This window comes from Herbaspirillum sp. NPDC101397 (assembly GCF_044767325.1).
In the GTDB taxonomy this organism is placed as follows: Bacteria; Pseudomonadota; Gammaproteobacteria; order Burkholderiales; family Burkholderiaceae_D; genus Herbaspirillum.
On sequence record NZ_JBIWNS010000004.1, the window covers coordinates 291201 to 308696 of the forward strand.

The following is a 17496-nucleotide window of genomic DNA, read 5'->3' on the forward strand; positions in this document are numbered from 1 at the left end:
CGATAACAGAGAAGATCGTTTCGGTCTTTTACTGTTCATTAAATTTGGTGAAAGCCTTCCGTTTTTGGCAGTCGGATATCTTGCAAGCTATCCGACCGCTGAGTGCCTCACAGATCTCGCTGAAGAGCATTGACGAGATGGGCACATCATTCCCAGTTAAGCGCGCCTCCGGTTTGATACTCGATGACTCTGGTTTCAAAGAAGTTGCGCTCCTTCTTCAAATCGATCATCTCGCTCATCCACGGAAACGGATTTTCTTCTTGCGCGAACAGCGGATCAAGTCCGATTTGCTGTGCGCGACGATTAGCGATGAACCGTAAGTAGCCTTTGAACATCGGCGCATTCAAACCTAGCACGCCTCGCGGCATTGTATCCTCTGCGTAACGATATTCCAACTCTACGGCGCTTAAAAACAACGATTTAATTTCGTTTCTGAATTCCGGCGTCCACAAATGCGGGTTCTCCATCTTCACCGTGTTGATCAGATCGATCCCGAAATTGCAGTGCATCGATTCATCGCGCAGGATGTATTGATACTGTTCGGCGGCGCCCATCATCTTGTTCTGGCGACCCAGCGCAAGGATCTGCGTGAAGCCGACGTAGAAGAACAGGCCTTCCATGATGCACGCGAAAACGATCAGCGACTTCAGCAGCTTCTGGTCGTTCTCGGTGGTGCCGGTAGTGAACTGCGGATCGGTCAGCGTGTTGATGAACGGGATCAGGAACTCGTCCTTGTCGCGGATCGACTTCACCTCGTGATAGGCGTTGAAGATTTCCGCTTCATCCAGCCCCAGCGACTCGACGATGTACTGGTAGGCGTGGGTGTGGATCGCTTCTTCGAACGCCTGGCGCAGCAGGTACTGACGGCATTCCGGCGCGGTGATGTGGCGGTAGGTGCCCAGCACGATGTTGTTGGCGGCGAGCGAGTCGGCGGTGACGAAGAAGCCGAGGTTGCGCTTGACCAGACGGCGTTCGTCTTCGGTCAGGCCGTTCGGATCTTTCCACAGTTCGATGTCGCGCTGCATGTTGATTTCCTGCGGCATCCAGTGGTTGGCGCAGCCGGCCAGGTACTTGTCCCAGGCCCATTTGTATTTGAACGGCACCAGCTGATTGACGTCGGTGTGACCGTTGATGATGCGCTTGTCGGCGGCGTTGACGCGGCGGGTCACATCAACCGGCGCTTCGTCTTTGGTAACCAGAGCAGGATTCAGGGCCACGTCGGAAAACTGCGGACGTGCATTTGCGGCGGCCGATTGCAATTGAGGCTGAGGCGTTTGCGAGGCGCGTGGCGCGGATGGTGCCGGCGTCGCCTTCACTTCATCATCCCAAGAGAGCATTTTTTGATCCTTTACTTTATTTACTTTTGACGTCCCGGCGCGGCCGGGATGTGACTTATGACATTGATTCAGGCGGCTCGTTCATCTTCCGGAGAAGACTGCCGCCGGACTTGCCGGCGGCGGTTGCCTGTAGTTACTGCGTTTTGATTACTGGCAAGCTTCGCACTCTTCGAAACCATCATCGCCGGGACGCAGGTAGCATGCTTCGCCGTCGGCTTCGACTTCTGCCGCCGCCACGGTTGCCATGCTGGCGGCAGACGCCGTCATCGAGGCCGGTGCAGCTGTTGCCGCCGCCGCTGCACTGTGGCTGACGCCGCCGTCCACCGCCACCGCGTTCAACGCGCCGGTCTTGGAAGTCGACTTCTCGGTATGTGTCGCGCCGATGGTGCGGAGGTAGTACGTGGTCTTCAGGCCGCGCAACCATGCCAGCTTGTAAGTTTCGTCCAGGCGCTTGCCCGAGGCGCCGGCCATGTAGATGTTCAGCGATTGCGCCTGGTCGATCCATTTCTGACGGCGGGATGCTGCTTCCACCAGCCAGGAGGGCTCGACTTCGAAGGCGGTGGCGTAGATGTCGCGCAGGTCTTGTGGGATGCGGTCGATCTTGGCCAGGCTGCCGTCAAAGTACTTCAGGTCGGAAATCATGACTTCATCCCACAGGCCGCGGGCCTTCAGGTCACGTACCAGGTACTCGTTGATTTCGGTGAATTCGCCGGACAGGTTCGACTTCACATACAGGTTCTGGTAAGTCGGTTCGATGCAGGCCGACACGCCGATGATGTTAGAAATCGTTGCCGTCGGTGCGATCGCCACGCAGTTCGAGTTGCGCATGCCGAACTCTGAAATGCGCGAACGCAGTGCCGACCAGTCCAGCGTTTCGGACATGTCCGCTTCCAGGTAGCCGCCGCGTTCCTGCGCCAGCAACTTCAGGGAATCTTGCGGCAGGATGCCGCGATCCCACAGCGAACCGCGGTAGGAGCTGTAACGGCCGCGCTCTTCCGCCAGCTCGGTCGATGCCCAGTAAGCGTAGTAGCAGACGGCTTCCATCGAACGGTCGGCGAATTCCACCGCGTCCATCGATGCGTAAGGCACGCGCTTCATGTGCAGGCAGTCCTGGAAGCCCATGATGCCCAGGCCGACCGGACGGTGGCGCAGATTCGAGTCACGCGCCTTCTTGACCGCGTAGTAGTTGATGTCGATCACGTTGTCGAGCATGCGCATGGCAGTGCGGATGGTCTTTTGCAGCTTGGCGTGGTCGATTTCACCGTTGACCAGGTGGGCCGGCATGTTGACCGAACCCAGGTTGCAGACGGCGATTTCGGATTCGTTGGTGTTCAGGGTGATCTCGGTGCACAGGTTCGAGCTGTGGACCACGCCGACGTGTTGCTGCGGCGAACGGATGTTGCATGGGTCCTTGAAGGTGATCCATGGGTGACCGGTTTCGAACAGCATCGACAGCATCTTGCGCCACAGATCCAGTGCGGCAATCTTCTTGAACAGCTTCAGTTCGCCGCGTGCAGCCTTGGCTTCGTAGCCAGTGTAGGCTTCTTCGAAGGCCTTGCCGAACTTGTCGTGCAGGTCGGGCGCATCGGATGGCGAGAACAGGGTCCAGTCGCCCTTTTCCATGACGCGCTTCATGAACAGGTCGGGAATCCAGTTGGCGGTGTTCATGTCATGCGTACGGCGGCGGTCATCGCCGGTATTTTTACGCAGGTCGAGGAATTCCTCGATATCCATGTGCCAGGTTTCCAGGTAGGCGCAAACTGCGCCCTTGCGCTTGCCGCCCTGGTTGACCGCCACGGCGGTGTCGTTGACCACTTTCAGGAACGGCACCACGCCTTGCGACTTGCCGTTGGTGCCCTTGATGTGCGCGCCCAGCGAGCGGACCGGGGTCCAGTCGTTGCCCAGGCCACCGGCGTACTTGGCCAGCAATGCGTTTTCCTTGATGGCTTCGTAGATGCCGTCCAGATCATCGGCAACGGTGGTCAGGTAGCACGACGACAGTTGCGAACGCAGGGTGCCCGAGTTGAACAGGGTCGGGGTCGAGCTCATGAAGTCGAACGAAGACAGCAGGTTGTAAAACTCGATAGTGCGTTCTTCGCGGTTGATTTCGTTCAACGACAGGCCCATCGCGACGCGCATGTAGAACGCTTGCGGCATTTCGATGCGGGTGCCCTGGATGTGCAGGAAGTAGCGGTCGTACAAAGTTTGCAGGCCGAGGTAGCCGAATTGCAGGTCGCGCTCAGGCTTGATGGCCTCGGCCAGCTTGACCAGGTCGAACTGGGCCAGCTTGGAGTCGAGCAGGTCGGCGGCGATGCCCTTCTTGATGTACTTGGCGAAGTAGTCGAGGTACTCGGCCGGTGCATCGGCTTGCGCCACTTCCTTGCCGAACACTTCTTTACGGATCGTGTGCATCAGCAGGCGTGCGGTGACCTGGCTGTAGGCCGGGTCTTTTTCCATCAGCGCGCGGGCAGCCAGGATGGCCGACTTGTGCAGCTCTTCCACCGGCACGCCGTCGTACAGGTTCTTGACCGTTTCAGCCAGGATGGCGTCGGCGTCAACGTGTTTTTCCAGGCCGACGCAGGCGGCGGTGATCAGGGTGCGAACTTCGTCGAGGTCCAGCAGACGGCTCTGGCCGTCTTCCACCACGTGCAATTGCGGTGCGGCGAAATCGGTCTTGGCGGCGCTGCCTTGTTGCTGGGCGCGCTCTTCCATGCGCTTGGCGCGGTACAGCACGTAAGCGCGGGCGACGTCGTGTTCGCCGGAACGCATCAGGGCCAGTTCAACCTGGTCCTGGATGTCTTCAATATGGAAGGTGCCGCCGGTCGGCTGGCGACGCACCAGGGCCGAGACGACGCTGGTAGTCAGTTGCTCGACCATTTCGCGCACGCGCGCCGATGCCGCACCCTGGCCGCCGTTGACGGCGAGAAACGCCTTGGTCACCGCGATCGAGATTTTCGATGGTTCAAAACCGACCACCGCGCCGTTGCGGCGGATGATTCTGTATTCGCCCAGACCGGAAGCCGGCTTGATCAATTGCGACGAGGTGGCTTCGTCATGATTGCCTGCGGCGGGGATGACGCCAAAATCTGTTGGGGATTTAGCGGAAATTTCTTGAGTAGAGCGCACTGAGCCTCCTAAAACTGTGATTGATGGACAGCAAAACTGCCCGCGTTGCCAATAGAACCTTCTCTCTATATAGATACTGAAACGGAGAGAGGTTCACGAAATACCGGGAACAGGACAACACCAATGCCGCTGCCTGTGTGCAGCCGCCTGGTTGCTACCTGTTCCGAACCGTTAATAAAATCTGAGAAAACCTGAGATGAGAGGACTGCCGAGACATCGTTTGAATTGTTGCTTGCCTCAAGACCCGTCACCCGCAATGAAGCCCAACCATGAAGCCCTGACCTGCTGAACCTGCCCGGCCCCTGTTGAGAGCCTGATCCGGCGCCATGTACATGCCGCGACGAACCGAGAACAGCTACTTCCAACCCAAAGAACGATTAAAGATTTACTTACCAAAAACACTACATCTAGTTCCAAAGGAATGATTGAGACTAATTCTAGTGTCTGCAATCGTCAGATGCAACCGCTATTTCTGGATATTTTTATATGTTTTACGCTTGACTTCCGCCGCCCCCAGCAGGGAAGCGCAATTGCGCTTGTTCTGCAAGGCAATGGAAATTTTTCCGGAATCTCGCCCAGTCGAAAAATGGACCGGGGTCGGTCTTGCGACCGGGAGCGATGTGCTCATGACCGGCCACATCGGTCAGCGGATACCGTCGGCGCAGGGCGTCGGTGAGCGTCGCCAACACTTCGTACTGAAGGTCGGTGAAGGGCTCGAAGTCGGTTCCCTCGAGCTCGATGCCGATGGAAAAGTCGTTGCAGCGCTCTCGTCCATGGAAGCTGGACACGCCGGCATGCCAGGCCCGGTCATTGGCCGAGACGAACTGGATCAGAGCGCCGTCGCGCTGGATGACGAAATGGGCCGACACCCGCAAGGGGCGTAATTGATCGAAATACGGATGGGCGTCGCAATCCAGCCGGTTGCAGAACAGATCGCCGATGAACGGTCCGCCAAACTGGCCCGGCGGCAAGCTGATGTTGTGGATCACCAGCAGCTCTGCCGCCACGCCCTCGGCGCGCGCGTCAAAGTTGGGCGACGGCTGGCGGTGCGCCTGTCCGCACCAGCCGTCGGCTTCGATGTCCAGGACCGGCGCCGGCATGTTCATCTCAGGACGAGGCCAGACGCAGGTGTTCTTCGCTGCAAAACACGGTGCCGGCAGCGTTGCTGATGGACTCCGACGCCGGAAAATGGATGCCGCAATGCGCACATTGCACCATGGCCTCAATCTGCTGCTGAGGCTCGCTGCGCTTGCGCGCGAACGGATTGCGGCGCGCGCCTTCCCGGTCTGGAGAAGAGGCGGCGCCAGCCGCCATGGATTTTTTGGCGCGCTGGAACCAAACCACGACCGCCAGGGCGACTATCAGCCAAATGAGATATTTCATACGAGTATCCGATGCAGCACGACTTCAAGCACGAAGCGACTGCCGACATAGGCGAGCAGCAAAATGGCAAACCCGGCGAGGGTGAAACTGAGCGCGGTGCGACCGCGCCAGCCTTGCCATTTGCGTCCCGCCAGCAATAAACCGAACAGGCCCCAGGACAACAAGGTGAAGATCGTCTTGTGATCCCACCGGAACGCCTTCTGGAACAACTGCTCGGAAAACACGACGCCCGACAGCACCGTCAGGGTCAACAAAACGAAACCGAATGCGATCAGGCGAAACAGGATCTTTTCCATCGTCAGCAGCGCCGGCAGGCGGTCCAGTGCGATCGAGAACCAGCCCGAGCGGGCCGGTCCGGGTCGCGTATGCAGGCGCGACTCCTGCAGCACCATCAGCACGGCGTGGAAGGCCGCGATGGTCAGCGTGCTGTAGGCCAGGATGGAAATCGCGATGTGCCACAGGAACCAGTCCGACTTGCCTGCCAGCTCGACCATGTTGCCTGGAAATACGCTCGGCAAAATCACCGCCACGGCCGCCACCGGCAGCACCAGCACGCGCAGGCTGTCGAGCGAGAAGTTGCGGTTTTCAAGCCAGTAAGCCGCCACCGAGACCCACATCGTGGCCGACAGCATCACCGCAAATCCGACGCGCACGGCGTCGGGCGCAAACATGTCGTAGACCAGGGCGCCGCCGTGCAGCAGCCATCCGATCACCGTCCCGAGTGAAATCGGCAGGCGCCGCTCGGAAGGCAGGAAGGCACAGCCCAGATAGAGGAGCGCAGCCAGAATGAAAAAATAAGTTTGCATCGACTAAGTTTACACCATGTCGTCACTTCGCTGACTGCGGGAGGGGCGGCAAAAAAGCGCCGAAGAGAGCCTGGCGCACTTACCGGAAGGCAAATGCGACCCCGCTCTATTGCGTTGGCACGAAACAATAGAGTGGGGGCAAAACAGCAAAAAACAATGCTCAGTCGACGGCGGCGGCGCGCATCTCGTCGTGGTGATGGCGCTGCTGCTCTTCCATGACCAGTTGGCCGAGTTCGCGCTTCAAGGCGTTGAACTCGGGGTCGGCCGGATCGCGCAGGCGTGGCAGCGTGACTGTGATGTCGCGCTTGATGGTGCCGGGACGATAGGTCATGACGACGATGCGGTCGGCCAGGTAGATGGCTTCTTCGATGCTGTGGGTGACGAAGACGATGGTCTTCTTGAACTCGTCCCAGATGCGCAGCAACTCGTCCTGCAAATTGCGCCGCGTCAGGGCGTCGAGCGCGCCGAACGGCTCATCCATCAGCATGATCGGCGAATCCAGCGCCAGCACGCGGGCAATCGCCACGCGTTGGCGCATGCCGCCGGACAGGTCCTTGGGGAAACGGCTGCGGAAATCGATCAGGCCCAGCTTGTCCAGCAACTGCGTCACGCGCGCCTGGATCTCAGCCTTGCCGACGCCCTTGATTTCAAGGCCGAAGGCGACGTTCTGCTCGACCGTCATCCAGGGGAACAGCGCGTACTCCTGAAAGACCATGCCGCGATCCGGTCCCGGCTCGGTGACCAGTTTGCCGTCGGTGGTAATGCTGCCGCTGCTGGGCAGGGCGAAGCCGGCGATGGCGTTGAGCAAGGTCGACTTGCCGCAACCCGACGGGCCGAGCAGACAGACGAACTGGCCGTCCGGGATGTCGAGATTGATGTCCTTCAAGGCCACCACTTCGCGCTCGTCGCTTTTGAAAACCTTGTTGACGCCGGCAATGACGATTTGGGATGCGTTCATGTCAGCTCTCCAGTCCGCGATGCCAGCGCAGCATGTAATTGTTCAGGCGGCTCATGCCGAGGTCGATCGCCAGGCCGAGCAGGCCGATGGTGATCATGCCGGCGATGATCTTGTCGGACCAGAAGTATTCGCGTGCTTCCATGATGCGGAAACCGAGGCCGTTGCTGACCGCGATCATTTCGGCCACGATCACCACGATGAAGGCGGTGCCGATGCCGATGCGCACGCCCGACAGGATGTAGGGCACCGCAGCCGGCAGCATCACGCGCACGAACAGCGTGCGCTGGCTGGCGCCGAGGTTGCGCGCAGCGCGCAGGTAGATGCTGTCGACCTGACGCACGCCGGCGATGGTGTTCATCAGCACCGGGAAGAACGCGCCCAGAGAAATCAGGAACAGCGCCGGCGGATTACCCAGCCCGAACCACAGGATCGCCAGCGGGATGTAGGCGATCGGCGGAATCGGACGGATCACCTGCACCGTCAGGTTCATCAACCCGTAGACGCGCTGGCTGGAGCCCATCAGCAAACCCAGCGGCAAGGCCAGCCCGGCGCCGATCAGGAAACCGACCACCACGCGATACAGGCTGCCGAGGGCGTCCATCAACAGCTCGCCGGAGAACAGCCAGGCCAGCCAGCTGCCCTCGGCGGGATCATATGGTTTCAGCGGTGCGGCGTACTCGAACCACTTGTGCACCACCGCCCACGGCGACGGCAAAACCAGCGGATTAATCCAGCCCAGCGAAGACGCCGCCTGCCAGATGGCGATCACCGCCACCGGCACCAGCAATCCCTCCAGGGCTCCCCCAATTTTTTGTTTTGCCATCGCTGTTTCCTTGTTACTTGACGAATTACTTCAGGTTCATGCTCTTCTTGGCTTGCTCCAGCAGATCGGTTTTCACCCAATCCTTGGCGACCGGCGGCTTGGCCATCTTGCCAGTGCCGTACTTGGCCATGGTGTCGGTGGTGATCTGGATATGCTCGGCGGTGATGTCATAGGCGTATGGAGAATTGCCGATGGCGTCGTAGAAGTCTTCCTTGGTGATCTGGTTCTTGAAGATCACTTCACGCACGTATTTCTCGGCGGTTTCCTTGTTGTCGATAAAGGTCTTGGTCGCCTCCAGGAAACAGCGCATGAACTTCTCGGCCAGCGGACGCTTCTCTTTGTAGAACTTCTCGGTCATCACCATGGTGCGCACCGGTTCGCCGATCGGGGTGTCGTACGGCTTCATGACTTCGACGCCGTAGCCCTTGTTGATCGCCTGCGAGGATTGCGGCTCGCTCTGCATCATGGCGTCGATGTTCTTGCCCAGCAGCGCCTGGTTGAGGTCGGCAAACGCCAGGTAGACGATGGTCACGTCCTTGGAAGTCAGGCCGTTCTGGCCGAGTTCGGCGTCGAGCAGCACTTCATGGATACCGCCGCGGGTGACGCCGACTTTCTTGCCCTTCAGATCCTTGACCGACTTGATGTTGGAATCCTTACCTGCCACCAGACGCGCGCCGCCCTTGGCGAAACCGGCCACGACATAGATCGGCGCGCCGTTGGCGCGGCCCGAAATGGCGGCTTCCGAAGCGGTGGTGCCGACGTCGAGTTCACCGGCGAGGATGCCCTGCATCACGTCGGGACCCTTGGCGAAGACTTTTTCGTCGACCTTGATGCCGCATTTCGGGGCGATTTCCTTGATATAGGACACCGCGCCGTAGTGGGCGAATTTGAGGTTGCCGAGGCGGATCACTTCCTGTGCGCCGGCGCTGAAGGAAGCGCCTGCCGCCATGATGGCGACTGCAGCCGCCGCGATGAGTTTCTTGTGCATCTCTCTCTCCTGTCGTTATGTTTGCGCCGCGAGCGAAGTACGCCGCGGGTTGATATGCGTCTTCCTCGTGGGAAGAACCGTCCATTCATTCTGTGCAAGGCCACTGTATACACAAATCCTGCAGCGAGAACAATACCGTACTTTCCCCTACTCTTGTTCAGGGGCCTGCAGGGATAGCCGCTGAGAGGCGGTGCGATCGGGTAAAATGGCTGCTTACGCTGCGGTTTTCGCCCGGACGATTTTCACCCGAAATTTCCGGCGCGGGCCGCACCCATTTCTTCAAGATAACGGTTCATCATGCTCGACAATCTCACCCAACGCCTTGCCAAAGTCGTCAAAACCATGCGCGGCGAGGCGCGCCTGACCGAATCCAATACCGCCGAGATGCTGCGCGAAGTGCGCCTGGCGCTGCTGGAGGCCGACGTCGCCCTGCCGGCAGTGCGCGAGTTCATCGCCAAGGTCAAGGAAAGAGCTCTCGGCGAAGAAGTCATCGGTTCGCTGACCCCGGGCCAGGCACTGGTCGGCGTGGTCCAGCGCGAGCTGGCCAGCCTGATGGGTGCCGACCTCGGTCCGGCAGCCTCGCAGCTCAACTTCGCCACCCAACCGCCGGCGATCATTCTGATGGCCGGTCTGCAGGGCGCCGGTAAAACAACCACCGTCGGCAAGCTCGCCAAGTACTTGCGCGAGACCACCAAGAAAAAGGTCCTGACCGTCTCCGCCGACGTCTACCGTCCAGCCGCGATCGGCCAGTTGGAAACCGTGACCGCTCAAGCCGGCGCCGACTTCTTCCCGACCAAGACCACCGACAAGCCAGTCGACATCGCCCTGGCCGCGCTCGATTACGCCAAGCGCCATTTCCATGATGTGCTGATCATCGACACCGCCGGCCGTCTCGGCATCGACGAAGCGATGATGCAGGAAATCAGCGCCGTGCACGCCGCCGTCAAGCCGATCGAAACCCTGTTCGTGGTCGACGCCATGCTCGGCCAGGACGCCATCAACACCGCCAAGGCCTTCAGCGACGCGCTGCCGCTGACCGGTATCGTACTGACCAAGCTGGACGGCGACTCGCGCGGCGGCGCCGCCTTGTCGGTGCGCCACATCACCGGCAAGCCGATCAAGTTCGCCGGCGTGGCCGAAAAACTCGACGGCCTGGAAGCCTTCGATCCAAGCCGCATGGCCAATCGCATCCTCGGCATGGGCGACATCCTGGCGCTGGTCGAAGAAGCACGCAAAGGCGTCGACGTCGCTGCTGCAAACGACCTCGCCCAAAAGATCAAGGGCGGCGGCAAGTTCGACCTCAACGACTTCAAGGCCCAGCTCGGCCAGATGAAAAAGATGGGTGGCATGGCCGGCCTGCTGGACAAACTGCCGGCCCAGATGCAGCAGGCCGCCGGCAAGACCAACATGGACCAGGCTGAAAAGCAGGTGCGCCGCATGGAAGGCATCATCAACTCGATGACGCTGCAAGAGCGCGCCAAGCCGGAACTGATCAAGGCCACGCGCAAGCGCCGCATCGCCGCCGGCGCCGGTGTGCAGGTGCAGGAAGTCAATCGCATGCTGGCCCAGTTCGACCAGATGCAGACCATGATGAAGAAGCTCAAAGGCGGCGGCATGATGAAGATGATGCGCAGCATGAAAGGCATGATGCCGGGCATGCGCTGAGGCCACTTTGGAGGGTGTCCCGGCGCAGCGCGAAAGCCGCGCCGGGCGGCTTTTTGAGAGGAGCAAAGCGGGTTTTCGCAATCGTCGTTGCTTATAGCGTGTTTTCGCCCCGAAAAGCGCTAAAAAACACTTGCATCGCCGGGAAAACCGCACCACTATTGCTGGTGCGTGATTTGCGCATTCAACTCTTTCCTTGCTTGATCTCTTATTAAGGAGGCTTACAGATGGCCACAGCCAAAAAACCCGCAGCCGCAGCGAAGAAGCCCGTAGCAAAAGCAGCACCGAAAGCAGCACCGAAGAAAGCAGTCGCAGCACCGAAAAAGGCAGCACCAAAAGCAGCAGCAAAGCCTGCAGCAAAAGCCGCCGCACCAAAGAAGGCCGCCGCACCAAAAGCAGCAGCCAAGCCGGCAGCAAAGAAACCAGCCGTCAAACGTACTCCCAACGCCGCCTTCATGAAGCCGCTGACACCGTCCGCAGCGCTGGCTGAAGTCGTGGGCGCGAAACCTCTGCCACGTACGGAAGTGACCAAGAAGGTCTGGGAATACATCAAGAAACACAATCTGCAAAACCCTGAGAACAAGCGCAATATCGACGCGGACGACAAGTTGAAAGTCGTGTTCGGCGGCAAGAAACAGGTATCGATGTTTGAAATGACCAAGCTGATTTCCGGCCATTTGAAATAGGCAATACAGGTTTTTGCAGACTTGCTTGCAAAACAAAAACGCCCGCAACGCGCGGGCGTTTTTGTTTTTGGATGCGATTCGGGTCATGCGCCGACAGTGCATTCCTACAGGAGAGCGATATCTCTGTCGCCGGCTGAACTTTGGGTTTTGGGCCGGAGTCTAGACTGCACGGACGTAAACCTGAAAGGATTCGGCATGACATTTCCTCAACCCAACCCGGCCCGCGCGGGCCTGCGCAAGACAACCGCAGCAATCAGCATCGCTGCAGTGAGCCTCCTGACTGCCGGCGGTGTTTTCGCTGCTGGCAAGAGCAACTCCGAGCTCGACGCGCAATATCAACGTGAAAAAGCCGTTTGCACCAGCGGCCAATCCAACCAGGACAAGGCCACCTGTCTGCGCGAAGCCGGCGCCGCTTACCAGCAGGCCAAACAGGGCAAGCTCAATGACGGCCAGCAGACACAATATTCTTCCAACGCGGTAAATCGTTGCAAGGCCTTGCCGGCCAGCGACCAGGCCGATTGCCAGCGCCGCATTGAGAACCCCACCGACGTGGAAGGCAACGCGCCCTCCGGCGGCATCCTGCGCAAGGACGTGACGATCGTACCCGCGACTACACAGTAAGAGATTGGCTGTAAAAGATTGGCTGTAAACGATTTACCCGGCAGACTGGACTAGCGACGCCGACAGAGGGGATCAGCGCCGAATTGTTTCGGCGCTGATCCCCTCTCCTTTTTGAGCGAGCGGATTTCCGCTCACGGAATTGCCGTACTCCCAACGCCTCCATGCGCTCAGTACCGCATTCGGATAATCAGCCTGGCCGCGACTGCCGTTGTAACGTCCCAGCGCCATGAAATAATCGCCGCCCTCCTGATCCAGATACAGCCGCAGGATTACGCAGCCATAGCGCAGGTTGCTGCGCAGGTGGAACAGCTTGCGGCGGTCGCCATCGCCGATGACGCGCGTCCAGAACGGCATCACTTGCATGTAGCCGGTGGCGCCGGCCGACGAGATCGCATATTTGCGGAAAGCCGATTCCACCTGGATCAATCCCAGTACCAGGGCCGGATCGAGTCCGGCGCGACGCGCTTCATACCAGGCGCTCTCCAGCAATTCCAGGCGACCGCGCCGGTCGGGTATCGTCTCGCGCAGGCGATCGGACATCTCGCCCAGCCAGTTGAGGTAGGCGATGCGTTCTTCGATGATGGAAAATTGCGGCTTCGGCGGACGGGCGTCCGCCACCGCTTGCGCGAGCACCGAGCGGAGCGAATCCGCCAGTTGCTCTTCTTTTTGATTGCCGGCGTGGGCGGCAACGGCAAGCAGCCATTGCGCACCACACGCCAGCATCAGGACCTGACGCACCAACCGCATGTTGCGGTGAATGCCGTTCAGGCCAGCTTGCCTTGGATGAAGGCGAGAGCATCGGCCAGCGGCACCGGTGTGGCTGCAGTGTCGCGACGGCCCTGGTATTCAATCTGGCCGTCCTTGAGACCGCGGTCGCCGATGACCACGCGGTGCGGCACGCCGATCAGCTCCCAGTCCGCAAACATGGCGCCCGGACGTTCACCGCGGTCGTCCAGGATGACGTCGACCCCGGCTGCGACCAGCGCGTCGTACAGCTTGTCGATCTCCGCCTTGACCGCTTCGCTGCGGTCGTAGCCCATCGGGCACAGCACCACTTCGAACGGCGCCAGCGTGGCCGGCCAGATGATGCCCTTGTCATCGAAGTTCTGCTCGATGGCGGCACCCAGAATACGCGTGACGCCGATGCCGTAGCAACCCATCTGCAGCGGTTGCGGCTTGCCGGCTTCGTCCAGATAAGTCGCCTTCATTGATTCCGAATACGCGGTGCCGAGCTGGAACACGTGGCCGACTTCGATGCCGCGCTGGATTGCCAGCACGCCCTTGCCATCCGGCGACGCGTCGCCTTCGACCACGTTGCGGATATCGGCGACGGCCGGTTCCGGCAGATCGCGGCCCCAGTTGGCGCCGGTGAAGTGGAAGTCGGCTTCGTTGGCGCCGCAGACGAAATCGCTCATGTTGGCGACGGTGCGGTCGGCCACGACCTTGACCGGCTTCTTGGTGCCGATAGGTCCGAGGTAGCCCGGTGGCGTGCCGAACCATTCGACGATTTCGGCTTCGTTGGCGAAACGATAATTGGCCAGACCGGGAATCTTGCCGGCCTTGACTTCGTTGAGTTCGTGATCGCCGCGCAGCAGCAGCAGCCAGACTTCCTTGTCTTCCGGCTTTTCCTTCTCGACGGTCAGTACGATGGACTTGATGGTGCGCTCCAGCGGCAGCTTGAGCAGCTCGGCCACCGCTTCGCACTTGGCCTTGCCCGGGGTCGCGGTCTTGGTCAGCGCTTCTGTGGCTGCGCCCCGCGTGGCATTGACGGCAACTGCTTCGGCCGCTTCCATGTTGGCGGCGTAGTCGGACGTAGGGCAATACACCAGCGCGTCTTCGCCGGTGGCGGCGATGACGTGGAACTCATGCGAGCCCGAACCGCCGATGGCGCCGTTGTCGGCCGCGACGGCGCGGAACTGCAGGCCGAAGCGCGTGAAAATGCGCACGTAGGCGTCGTACATGACCTGGTAGGACTTTTTCAGGCCGTCGATATCGCGGTCGAAGGAGTAGGCGTCCTTCATGGTGAATTCACGGCCACGCATCAGGCCGAAACGCGGACGGCGCTCGTCGCGGAATTTGGTCTGGATGTGATAGAAGTTGACCGGCAACTGCTTGTAGCTGCGCAGCTCGGTGCGAGCAACGTCGGTAACCACTTCTTCGGAGGTCGGCTGGATGGCGAAGTCGCGGCCATGGCGATCCTTCACGCGCATCAGCTCAGCGCCCATCTTGTCCCAACGTCCGGTTTCCTGCCACAGCTCGGCCGGCTGCACCACCGGCATCAACAATTCGATGGCGCCGGAACGGTTCATTTCCTCGCGCACGATCGCTTCCACCTTGCGGATTACCTTCAGGCCCATCGGCATGTACGTGTAGATCCCGGAGCCGAGCCGCTTGATCATCCCGGCCCGCATCATCAGCTTGTGGCTGACGATTTCGGCGTCGGAAGGAGCTTCTTTCAAGGTGGAAATAAAAAATCGGGAGGCGCGCATGACGATGAGTTCTTTTTAAAAGAGGAAGGTTTATAATCAACCTAATTTTAAAGGATTAGCTGGCTGATGCGCCCACTCTTTGCACATTTGATCCCTGTTTCATGCACATCGCGCGTCGATGTGCCGGTCTTTGCCGCGCTTGATAAAGGCGCGTGCTGACAATTATCGAGCAATTGCCAGCGGAGGCCGGATAGGGCAAGAGAGGACGCCCTGCCGCAGAAAGTTTTGAGGTACACCATGCTGGATCGAGAAGGCTTCCGCCCGAACGTCGGCATCATCCTGCTCAATGCCCAGAATGAAGTCTGGTGGGGCAAGCGGGTTAGAGAACATTCGTGGCAATTTCCACAAGGCGGAATCAAACATGGCGAAACTCCCGAACAGGCGATGTTTCGCGAACTCGAAGAAGAAATCGGCCTGAAGGCGGAACACGTCAAGATCATCGGTCGCACGCGCGACTGGCTGCGCTATGAGGTGCCCGATCATTTCATCAAGCGTGAAATCCGCGGCCATTATCGTGGGCAAAAACAGATCTGGTTCCTGCTGCGCATGGTCGGCCGCGATTGCGACGTCAACCTGCGCCTGACCTCGCATCCCGAGTTCGACGCATGGCGCTGGCACGACTATTGGGTCCCGCTGGATGTGGTCATCGAGTTCAAACGCGACGTCTATCAGCAGGCGCTCAAGGAGCTGTCGCGCTTCCTGGCGCGACCGCATGCCGGACATCGCCGCCCCGATGCCGCTGGCAAAACCGAGCACGCGTCATCCGATCATCCCGGCAATGCCCCACAGGCAGATCCTTGCGGCTCCGCCACTCCGCCCACCATTAAGTGAATCTTCATGTCCCAACGTTTCCGCAATATCTTTGCTCCGCACCGACTTGTCCGCACCCTGGCGGCAGGTCTGCTGTTGTGTTCGGCTACGCTCAGTTTCGCTCAACAGCTGGGCAACTTCGACGAAGAATTCGACGATGAAGAGAAGCCGTGGCAAGAGATCGCCGTCAAGTTACCCCCGGCGCCGCTGCCAGAGAATCTTGCCGAGTTCTACGTCGGCCCGACCACGACGTCGAAATCCTACGTCGATCTCAAGTCGCTGAGCATCGGCTCTGACAACGTCGTACGCTACATCATGGTGACCAAGAGCAGCGGCGGCGCCACCAATATCATTTATTCAGGCATTCGCTGCGAAACTTACGAGATCAAGCAGTACGCCTTCGGCCGCAGCGATGGCAGCTGGTCGCGTTCGCGCCACGACAAATGGATACGCATCAAGGACGCCGGCGCCAATCGCCAGGACGCGGCTCTCTACAAGAGCTATTTCTGTCAAGTTGGCATACTGGACGGTGATCTGAGAAAAATCAGCAACCGCCTGCGTGAAAATCGTCCGATCGATCCTGCCAGAGAGTAAGTCCTGCCGACGCAGAATGCAAAAGGGGCGCAGATGAACACTGCGCCCCTTTTGTTTTTTCAGCGAATTTACCGGTTTATACCAGCACCAGGTTGTCGCGATGGATCAGTTCGGACTCTTCGACAAAGCCGAGGATGGAGAGGATTTCCGACGAAGGATGACGCACGATGCGGCGCGCATCCGAACTGGCGTAATTGCTGATGCCGCGCGCAACAGGCTTGCCGCTTGCGTCGACGCAAGTGATGACATCGCCGCGACCGAATTCGCCCGCCACTTCCGTGACGCCAATCGGCAGCAGCGACTTGCCTTCGGCCGTGAGCTTCTGCACGGCGCCGTCGTCCAGGACCACGCGACCGGCCGTCTGCAGATGATCGGCCATCCATTGCTTGCGTGCAGTCAGTTGCGCGGTCTGCGCCGTTAATTGCGTGCCGATGGCTTCGCCGGCGGCGAGGCGGCTCAGCACGCTCTCTTCACGCCCCCAGGCAATCACGGTGTGCGCACCCGAGGTGGCGGCGCGTTTGGCCGCGAGGATTTTGGTGAGCATGCCGCCACGACCGATGCCGCTGCCGGCGCCGCCCGCCATGGCCTCCAGCGTGAGATCGCCGGCCTTGGCTTCATGTACGAACTGGGCGTCGGGATCGCGTCGCGGATCAGCCGTGTACAAGCCGCGCTGGTCGGTCAGGATGATCAGCGCGTCGGCTTCGATCAGGTTGGCGACCAATGCGCCAAGCGTGTCGTTGTCGCCGAATTTGATTTCATCGGTAACGACGGTGTCGTTCTCGTTGATGATCGGCACGACGCCGAAACGCAGCAGCGTGAACAAGGTCGAGCGTGCGTTGAGGTAACGCTCGCGGTCGGCCAGGTCGGCGTGTGTGAGCAGCACCTGCGCGGTCCCGAGCTGATGCGCGCGGAAACTGGTTTCGTAGATTTGCGCCAGACCCATCTGGCCGACGGCAGCGCAGGCCTGCAATTCATGCACGCCGGTCGGACGGCGATCGAAGCCGAGACGCTGCATGCCTTCGGCGATCGCGCCGGAACTGACCAGCACCACTTCCTTGCCGAGCGTGCGCAAATGCGCGATCTGCTCGGCCCACATGGCGATGGCAGCGCTGTCGAGCCCCTTGCCATCGTTGGTCACGAGCGAGGAACCGACTTTGATGATCAGCCGCTTGGCTTGTTGTATGACGGAATGCATGTTGTTGGAGGAAGATCG

The 17496-nt window shown here is 59.9% G+C and carries 16 protein-coding genes; 5 read left to right on the forward strand and 11 right to left on the reverse strand.

The window, feature by feature from the left end; translation table 11 throughout:
- Positions 1 to 146 precede the first annotated feature (146 nt).
- The 8 genes from ACIROW_RS11845 to ACIROW_RS11880 all read right to left on the reverse strand — a co-directional run bounded on the left by ACIROW_RS11845 (position 147) and on the right by ACIROW_RS11880 (position 9421).
- Positions 147 to 1337 carry a ribonucleotide-diphosphate reductase subunit beta gene (locus ACIROW_RS11845; protein ID WP_402275555.1) on the reverse strand — a complete coding sequence of 397 codons (1191 nt, stop codon included), beginning with the start codon at positions 1335 to 1337 and terminating at the stop codon, positions 147 to 149.
- A gap of 147 nt (positions 1338 to 1484) precedes the next feature.
- Positions 1485 to 4463 carry a ribonucleoside-diphosphate reductase subunit alpha gene (locus tag ACIROW_RS11850; protein ID WP_402275557.1) on the reverse strand — a complete coding sequence of 993 codons (2979 nt, stop codon included), beginning with the start codon at positions 4461 to 4463 and terminating at the stop codon, positions 1485 to 1487.
- 491 nt (positions 4464 to 4954) lie between these two features.
- On the reverse strand, positions 4955 to 5563 hold the full coding sequence (gene ampD, locus ACIROW_RS11855; protein ID WP_402275559.1) for a 1,6-anhydro-N-acetylmuramyl-L-alanine amidase AmpD: 609 nt from the start codon (positions 5561 to 5563) through the stop codon (positions 4955 to 4957).
- Between the two features lie 7 nt (positions 5564 to 5570).
- The gene (locus ACIROW_RS11860) at positions 5571 to 5846 is read right to left on the reverse strand and encodes a PP0621 family protein (RefSeq protein ID WP_402275562.1); all 276 of its coding nucleotides are present in this window, start codon (positions 5844 to 5846) and stop codon (positions 5571 to 5573) included.
- Positions 5843 to 6652 (reverse strand): inner membrane protein YpjD, encoded by an 810-nt coding sequence (locus ACIROW_RS11865; protein WP_402275564.1) that lies wholly within the window; start codon positions 6650 to 6652, stop codon positions 5843 to 5845. Before ACIROW_RS11865 ends, ACIROW_RS11860 begins: the two co-directional genes overlap by 4 nt.
- Positions 6653 to 6812: 160 nt before the next feature.
- On the reverse strand, positions 6813 to 7610 hold the full coding sequence (locus ACIROW_RS11870) for an ABC transporter ATP-binding protein (RefSeq protein ID WP_402275566.1): 798 nt from the start codon (positions 7608 to 7610) through the stop codon (positions 6813 to 6815).
- A gap of 1 nt (position 7611) precedes the next feature.
- Positions 7612 to 8433 carry an ABC transporter permease gene (locus ACIROW_RS11875; RefSeq protein WP_402275568.1) on the reverse strand — a complete coding sequence of 274 codons (822 nt, stop codon included), beginning with the start codon at positions 8431 to 8433 and terminating at the stop codon, positions 7612 to 7614.
- A gap of 25 nt (positions 8434 to 8458) precedes the next feature.
- Positions 8459 to 9421 (reverse strand): ABC transporter substrate-binding protein, encoded by a 963-nt coding sequence (locus ACIROW_RS11880; protein ID WP_116436620.1) that lies wholly within the window; start codon positions 9419 to 9421, stop codon positions 8459 to 8461.
- Positions 9422 to 9718: 297 nt separating this feature from the next.
- On the opposite strand from ACIROW_RS11880, the gene ffh reads away from it, so the two are divergent.
- The 3 genes from ffh (at position 9719) to ACIROW_RS11895 (ending at position 12390) form a co-directional block, all read left to right on the forward strand.
- A complete protein-coding gene (gene ffh / locus ACIROW_RS11885; protein WP_116436621.1) occupies positions 9719 to 11086 on the forward strand; it encodes a signal recognition particle protein in 1368 nt (455 codons plus the stop codon).
- 224 nt (positions 11087 to 11310) lie between these two features.
- Complete coding sequence (locus tag ACIROW_RS11890; RefSeq protein WP_402275570.1) at positions 11311 to 11769, forward strand: SWIB/MDM2 domain-containing protein; 459 nt, start codon at positions 11311 to 11313, stop codon at positions 11767 to 11769.
- A 195-nt stretch (positions 11770 to 11964) separates the two neighbouring features.
- Positions 11965 to 12390 (forward strand): hypothetical protein, encoded by a 426-nt coding sequence (locus ACIROW_RS11895; RefSeq protein WP_402275573.1) that lies wholly within the window; start codon positions 11965 to 11967, stop codon positions 12388 to 12390.
- Positions 12391 to 12462: 72 nt separating this feature from the next.
- On the opposite strand, the gene ACIROW_RS11900 is transcribed toward ACIROW_RS11895, so the two are convergent.
- Both ACIROW_RS11900 and ACIROW_RS11905 read right to left on the reverse strand, forming a co-directional pair.
- Positions 12463 to 13137 (reverse strand): lytic transglycosylase domain-containing protein, encoded by a 675-nt coding sequence (locus ACIROW_RS11900; protein WP_402275575.1) that lies wholly within the window; start codon positions 13135 to 13137, stop codon positions 12463 to 12465.
- Between the two features lie 17 nt (positions 13138 to 13154).
- The gene (locus tag ACIROW_RS11905; protein WP_402275577.1) at positions 13155 to 14879 is read right to left on the reverse strand and encodes a proline--tRNA ligase; all 1725 of its coding nucleotides are present in this window, start codon (positions 14877 to 14879) and stop codon (positions 13155 to 13157) included.
- A 237-nt stretch (positions 14880 to 15116) separates the two neighbouring features.
- On the opposite strand from ACIROW_RS11905, the gene ACIROW_RS11910 reads away from it, so the two are divergent.
- Both ACIROW_RS11910 and ACIROW_RS11915 read left to right on the forward strand, forming a co-directional pair.
- Positions 15117 to 15710: an RNA pyrophosphohydrolase gene (locus tag ACIROW_RS11910; protein WP_402275580.1), complete on the forward strand. Its 594-nt coding sequence runs from the start codon at positions 15117 to 15119 to the stop codon at positions 15708 to 15710.
- 6 nt (positions 15711 to 15716) lie between these two features.
- Entirely contained in the window at positions 15717 to 16283 is a 567-nt protein-coding gene (locus tag ACIROW_RS11915; protein ID WP_402275582.1) for a CNP1-like family protein, read from the forward strand.
- Positions 16284 to 16359: 76 nt separating this feature from the next.
- On the opposite strand, the gene proB is transcribed toward ACIROW_RS11915, so the two are convergent.
- The gene (proB, locus tag ACIROW_RS11920) at positions 16360 to 17478 is read right to left on the reverse strand and encodes a glutamate 5-kinase (protein ID WP_402275584.1); all 1119 of its coding nucleotides are present in this window, start codon (positions 17476 to 17478) and stop codon (positions 16360 to 16362) included.
- Positions 17479 to 17496 lie beyond the last annotated feature (18 nt).

Bases quoted from the DNA above. Each gene is read 5' to 3' on its own strand.
- ACIROW_RS11845 (WP_402275555.1), bottom strand. From the start codon at position 1,337: ATGCTCTCTTGGGATGATGAAGTGAAGGCGACGCCGGCACCATCCGCG.
- ampD (WP_402275559.1), bottom strand. From the start codon at position 5,563: ATGCCGGCGCCGGTCCTGGACATCGAAGCCGACGGCTGGTGCGGACAG.
- ACIROW_RS11860 (WP_402275562.1), bottom strand. From the start codon at position 5,846: ATGAAATATCTCATTTGGCTGATAGTCGCCCTGGCGGTCGTGGTTTGG.
- ACIROW_RS11865 (WP_402275564.1), bottom strand. From the start codon at position 6,652: ATGCAAACTTATTTTTTCATTCTGGCTGCGCTCCTCTATCTGGGCTGT.
- ACIROW_RS11870 (WP_402275566.1), bottom strand. From the start codon at position 7,610: ATGAACGCATCCCAAATCGTCATTGCCGGCGTCAACAAGGTTTTCAAA.
- ACIROW_RS11875 (WP_402275568.1), bottom strand. From the start codon at position 8,433: ATGGCAAAACAAAAAATTGGGGGAGCCCTGGAGGGATTGCTGGTGCCG.
- ACIROW_RS11880 (WP_116436620.1), bottom strand. From the start codon at position 9,421: ATGCACAAGAAACTCATCGCGGCGGCTGCAGTCGCCATCATGGCGGCA.
- ffh (WP_116436621.1), top strand. From the start codon at position 9,719: ATGCTCGACAATCTCACCCAACGCCTTGCCAAAGTCGTCAAAACCATG.
- ACIROW_RS11890 (WP_402275570.1), top strand. From the start codon at position 11,311: ATGGCCACAGCCAAAAAACCCGCAGCCGCAGCGAAGAAGCCCGTAGCA.
- ACIROW_RS11895 (WP_402275573.1), top strand. From the start codon at position 11,965: ATGACATTTCCTCAACCCAACCCGGCCCGCGCGGGCCTGCGCAAGACA.
- ACIROW_RS11900 (WP_402275575.1), bottom strand. From the start codon at position 13,137: ATGCGGTTGGTGCGTCAGGTCCTGATGCTGGCGTGTGGTGCGCAATGG.
- ACIROW_RS11905 (WP_402275577.1), bottom strand. From the start codon at position 14,879: ATGCGCGCCTCCCGATTTTTTATTTCCACCTTGAAAGAAGCTCCTTCC.
- ACIROW_RS11910 (WP_402275580.1), top strand. From the start codon at position 15,117: ATGCTGGATCGAGAAGGCTTCCGCCCGAACGTCGGCATCATCCTGCTC.
- ACIROW_RS11915 (WP_402275582.1), top strand. From the start codon at position 15,717: ATGTCCCAACGTTTCCGCAATATCTTTGCTCCGCACCGACTTGTCCGC.
- proB (WP_402275584.1), bottom strand. From the start codon at position 17,478: ATGCATTCCGTCATACAACAAGCCAAGCGGCTGATCATCAAAGTCGGT.